This window comes from Roseovarius halophilus (ex Wu et al. 2025), assembly GCF_047086965.1.
The window spans coordinates 1-4,878 of record NZ_JBKOTX010000299.1 but is presented as its reverse complement, the minus strand read 5'-3'; the positions used below and the strand labels follow the sequence as shown (position 1 = coordinate 4,878).

Here is a 4,878-nt window from a genome sequence, read left to right as displayed (position 1 = left end):
GGCCCTGCGTGTCGGCCGCGCTGATCGGGTCCGTTCTCGACGCGCTGGACCACGGCCCCGCCGCCGCGCCGGCCCTGCCCGTGACCGATGCGCTCTGGCAGGGCGAGGACGGGCACGTCACCGGTCTGGCCGACCGGACGGGCCTTTACCGTGCCCAGACGCCACAGGGATTTCGCACCGACGCGATCCTGACGGCACACCGCCGCGATGCAGACCCCGGAAATTCGGCCGATGACGTCGCCGTCGCACGCCGCGCCGGGCTTGCCGTCCGCATCGTCGAGGGGCAGGAGGACAACCTCAAGATCACCTATCCGGGCGATTTCGCCCGGGCCGAAAGAATATTGCGAGGCCAGATGGATATACGCACCGGCACGGGATTCGACGTGCACCGCTTCGGCCCCGGCGACGCGGTGGTGCTCTGCGGCGTGACGATCCCGCATGATCGCGGCTTGCAGGGCCATTCGGATGCAGATGTTGGTATGCACGCCCTGACAGACGCAATATATGGCGCCTTGGCGGAGGGCGACATCGGCCAGCACTTCCCACCGTCGGACTCGCAATGGAAGGGCACGGAAAGTCACGTCTTCCTGCGTCACGCGGTTGACCTTGTCAATAAAAAAGGATTTGCGATCAACAACATGGACGTTACTCTTATCTGCGAGCAGCCCAAGGTCGGCCCCCATGCCGCGGCCATGCGCCGGGCACTCGCGGGGATCACGGGCCTTGAGTGTGACCGCATCTCGGTCAAGGCCACCACTTCCGAACGCCTCGGTTTCACCGGCCGTGGCGAAGGCATCGCCGCACAGGCGGCCGTGACACTGGTAAAGCCATGACATTACAGCATCTTTTCGTCACCGTGCTTGGCATCGGCCATCTGCGCCCGGCCCCCGGCACATGGGGCTCGCTTGCCGCGTTGCCCTTTGCATGGGCGCTCCACGCGCTCGGCGGATTCCCCGTGTTCGTGGCCGCCACGGTGCTGATCTTCGGTTTGGGATGGTGGGCTACATATCTGGAAACCAAGGGAAAATCGGATCACGATCCGTCCGAGATCGTCATTGACGAGATCGCGGGCCAATGGGTCGCCTTCCTGCCCGTGTCGCTCGGCGCGGCCCATACCGGCGCCCCGCTCACCGCGCTCTGGCCTGGCTGGATCGTGGCATTCCTCGCGTTCCGTTTTTTTGATATACTCAAGGTCGGCCCGATCGGGTGGGCCGATCGGCGTGGCGACTCGCTCGGCGTGATGCTCGACGACGTCCTCGCCGGGATCGCCGCCGCCCTTGTCGTGATCGCCCTCGCCGCCTTGTCACATGGAGTACTGATGCAATGACCACGTCTGCCAACCTTGTCATGCGCGCCCGCGATGCGGGCCTGATGCTCACCACTGCCGAAAGCTGCACGGGGGGCCTGCTTGCCGCGGCGATTACCGACGCCGCCGGCGCGTCCGACATTTACGACCGGGGGATCATCACCTATTCGAACGCGGCCAAGAAAGAGATGCTGGGCGTCAGCCAGACCACCCTCGACTCGCACGGCGCCGTGTCCGAGGAAACCGCCCGCGAAATGGCCGAGGGGGCCCTCTCTGGGTCGGACGCGGATATCGGGATCGCCATCACGGGCGTTGCGGGGCCGGGCGGCAGCGACGCCAAGCCCGAGGGTCTTGTTTGTTTCGCGCTTGCACGCCACGGGGCGGACACCGTTTCCGAAACCTTGGAATTCGGCACGCTCGGGCGTGAAAACGTCCGGAGGGCCAGCGTGGATCACGCGATGGACATGCTGGGCAAGGCCGTCGGCTGACAGGCCCGGCCTATCCCATCACTGCCAGACTCCCCGCGATCTCCCCACCGTGCGCGGCGGCCATGATGCGGCCCGCGATATCGTCGCCGTGCAGCGCGATGATCTTCTGCTGCAGCTTTGCGGCACGGGTATCAATGTCCAGTGGCGCGGCCAGATCGTGATGCGCCTCTCGCGTCTGCCCATCCGTCGTGACGCGCACCACCGCGGCGGGTTCCGGCACGTCGTCACGCGGCAGGACACGGACCTTGTCGCGCAGCGTGACCACACGGGGCGACAGCACCAGCCGGTCGTCAAAAGTGGAAAGCGCGGCCATCTCGTGGCCCAACAGGGACAGGGCCATGACGGCGCGATAACTGAATTTCGCCTCGAGCCCGGTTTGCGGCTCGGGTTTGTCGCAAACGGTCAGCCAGCGCGGATTTGTCCGCACCTCGACCGTCTCGACCGCATCGACATTGCCGGTGATCCCCTCCTTCAAGGTCGATAGCGCCTCCAGCGCCGCGTGCAGGCCATGACAGCACGCGTGGAACTTGAGGCTGACATCCTCCATGAGGAAACCGTCCGCCCCGGCGCCCGCGCCATCCGCGTGATGCGTCTCCAGAAACCCGAGCGCCCCGTCAACCGCCTCGGGATTCGACACGAAACCGCGCATGGCAAGCAGCGCCGCCTCCACGCCGTTCGCCGCCGCGATTCCGGCGTTATAGGGCTTGCCCATCGTCCCGAACTGCGATTTCAATCCCGAGGCCCGCGTGCTCACCAGCCCGAGCGCCTGCCGCAGGACGGTTTCGTCATCGGACAGAAGCCGCACCGCGGCCAGTGTCGCACCGAAAGCCCCGGCCGTCGCTGTCTGGTGAAACCCGGTCTGGTAATGACCACGGCCCAGAAGCAGCCCGAGCCGTACCGAGGCCTCGCACCCCGCCAGAACGACACGCAGAAAGCCATCCTGCCCGGCACCTACCCTTTCCGCCATGGCCAGCGCCGCCGGGATCACCGCGACAGACGGGTGCCCGATATGCGCGAAATGCGTGTCGTCGTAATCCAGCGCATGGCTGGCCGCGCCGTTGTGTAATTTCACCCATAACTCCTCCATTGGAAAAAAATAACCCACTGTTATTACTCGATATTCCTATATTCCTCCCCCCTCCCCTCTTCCATTTTACCCCCATAATTCTGCCATCGAAATCGCCCCCGCGCGCACAAAAAAAGCCGCCCACGAGGGGCGGCCGGAGAAGATTGCAGGGGTGCGGCCGGTTCAGACGCCCGTTACCCCTCTCAAGTCAGAGCGACGATAGTAGAATCGTGCAAGTCCGCGCCTCGGGCCGATGGGCAGGATACCGGCCGCGTCGAGCGTCTCTTTCATGCGCTTCGAACCGACCGACGCTGACGCGGCCACGTCCTTCAAGGTTACATGGTCGTGCCGAAAGGCCTCGACCTCCTCGCGCCTGAAATACGGATGTGACACGCCCTTGGCATTCGTGACAGCCTCTTCGTTGAGGATCGGATGCCCGTCCCTGTCGTACAGCCTCGTGAGTGCGCGCACCCCGGAGGTGCTCATGCCGAGCGCGGCTGCGGTTGTCTTCAGATCCAGCCGCGCGTCCAATTCCGTCGGCAAAAAGACAGATCGCAGTTCCGTAGGGTCCACGAGGACGCCTTTGAATTTGGCCGCCGGGTCGGCACATTCGACCCGCGTGACACGCCCGGAGAGAACGGCCCGCATGATATCAATGACCGGCACCCGGCTGCGTTCGGACGCCTCGATCATGTCGACCATTCCGGCTCCGGGCCGGGCTACGCGTTTCGTGCGATCGAGCAGCGTTTCCAAGAACAGGTCGGCGTCCTCCCGGGCGACGTTTTTCAAGACGCCGGCCACGCCCGGGCCGTCCCGGGTCAACCTCGGGATGAAGCCGGTCCTGACAAGCATCTCGGCCTGCGTCCGATTGCAATTGAGATGGCGCGGAAGGTCCTGCAGCGAGAGAGAGTCGTGGATCCGCTGGACGAGCCGTTCACCGGCCGGCGCATCGAAGACCTGGCTCGATGTCGGCACCGCGTCTTCGGCATCGACCAGACCGGTGTACGTCAGCGCGCGCGTGAGGGTTTTCGGGTGAATCCCGCCGCTACGGGACAGGCTGCTGACCGTGTGCTTGCGCCGCTGCGCCACTGGCACGCCGAACAGTTCCGCATCGGGATCGATCGAGAAGTTGTCCAGGATCACGTCGCGCAGAAGCTCGCGGATCGGCCCCACCGGACGTCGGCTCTTGCTGAACTGGATCCACTGGTAAAGTCGGCCGAAAACAGCTTGCGGCCCGCCGACCCTTCCGGACGACGCGAACTCGCGTTTCATGTCCTCGAGCGCCGCGCGGATACCCGGCTCACCCCGGGCGGCGATGCGGTATCCGGCCGACCCGGCGGCGTCCCAGTCTGCTTCTGTCAGTTTGTGGAGGTTCGGCTTGGGTCCGTTCACAACGACCACGCCGATCATCTCACAGGCACGGGCGGCGGTATCGATGTCCTGACCGTCGAGCCAGTGCGGCCCGCTTTGGCCCTCCAGACGGCTTTGCACATAGGTCTGCAGAGGTGACAGCGCGCGCTGCGCGGCCCCCTCGAGCATGCGCTCGAGGGTGTCGTCCTCCGGGGCGACCATGTCCATGTACTGGAACCGCTCGCCATGGCTGGTGTTCTTGCGACGCACCAGCGGAACGCCATGGTGAGGGCACGTCCGGACCGACTCGAACCGCCAATCGACACGCCCCACGCGCTGGCCATACATCCGGCGATCCTCCAGCAGACACGCCGGGCAATAGGACGTCTGGTGACGGTTGAAGAATTCCGCGTTGAAGCGTTCGCCCCGGTGCTCGAGGATCCGGGCGTCAACGGACCTGTAGGTCGACCGCCACAGTCGCGCAACCGCCTGGCCCGACATTTCCGACAGGCGCGCGAGGACCGCGTCATCAGGCTCCATCACCTTTTGCCGGGACAGCTCGATGAAGTCTGTCTGACGTCAGCGCCTTTGGGACAGATTTGAGGTTTTCGTAACGGAGGATTTCTGGTTCATCGCAGCCACCAAGGAGCGAAGATGAACAAGAAATC

General features: G+C 64.9%; 5 protein-coding genes. 3 read left to right on the top strand and 2 right to left on the bottom strand.

The annotated features are described in order from the left end of the window. The 3 genes from ispF to ACH107_RS29980 form a co-directional block, all read left to right on the top strand. Positions 1–833: 2-C-methyl-D-erythritol 2,4-cyclodiphosphate synthase (ispF, locus tag ACH107_RS29990; protein WP_412509361.1), on the top strand; the 833-nt coding region annotated here is incomplete at its 5' end. Further along, entirely contained in the window at positions 830–1,327 is a 498-nt protein-coding gene (locus tag ACH107_RS29985) for a phosphatidylglycerophosphatase A (RefSeq protein ID WP_412509360.1), read from the top strand. The genes ispF and ACH107_RS29985, both read left to right, overlap by 4 nt. Next, the gene (locus ACH107_RS29980; protein WP_412509359.1) at positions 1,324–1,794 is read left to right on the top strand and encodes a CinA family protein; all 471 of its coding nucleotides are present in this window, start codon (positions 1,324–1,326) and stop codon (positions 1,792–1,794) included. The genes ACH107_RS29985 and ACH107_RS29980 overlap by 4 nt, the downstream gene beginning before the upstream one ends. A 10-nt stretch (positions 1,795–1,804) precedes the next feature. On the opposite strand, the gene ACH107_RS29975 is transcribed toward ACH107_RS29980, so the two are convergent. Continuing rightward, positions 1,805–2,866, bottom strand: coding sequence for an MmgE/PrpD family protein (locus ACH107_RS29975; RefSeq protein WP_412509358.1), 1,062 nt, complete (start codon positions 2,864–2,866; stop codon positions 1,805–1,807). A 177-nt stretch (positions 2,867–3,043) separates the two neighbouring features. Then, positions 3,044–4,750 carry a TniQ family protein gene (locus ACH107_RS29970; RefSeq protein WP_412509357.1) on the bottom strand — a complete coding sequence of 569 codons (1,707 nt, stop codon included), beginning with the start codon at positions 4,748–4,750 and terminating at the stop codon, positions 3,044–3,046. Positions 4,751–4,878: the final 128 nt, after the last annotated feature.

Coding starts and splice junctions, on each gene's coding strand:
- ACH107_RS29985 (WP_412509360.1), top strand. CDS start 830: ATGACATTACAGCATCTTTTCGTCACCGTGCTTGGCATCGGCCATCTG.
- ACH107_RS29980 (WP_412509359.1), top strand. CDS start 1,324: ATGACCACGTCTGCCAACCTTGTCATGCGCGCCCGCGATGCGGGCCTG.
- ACH107_RS29970 (WP_412509357.1), bottom strand. CDS start 4,750: ATGGAGCCTGATGACGCGGTCCTCGCGCGCCTGTCGGAAATGTCGGGC.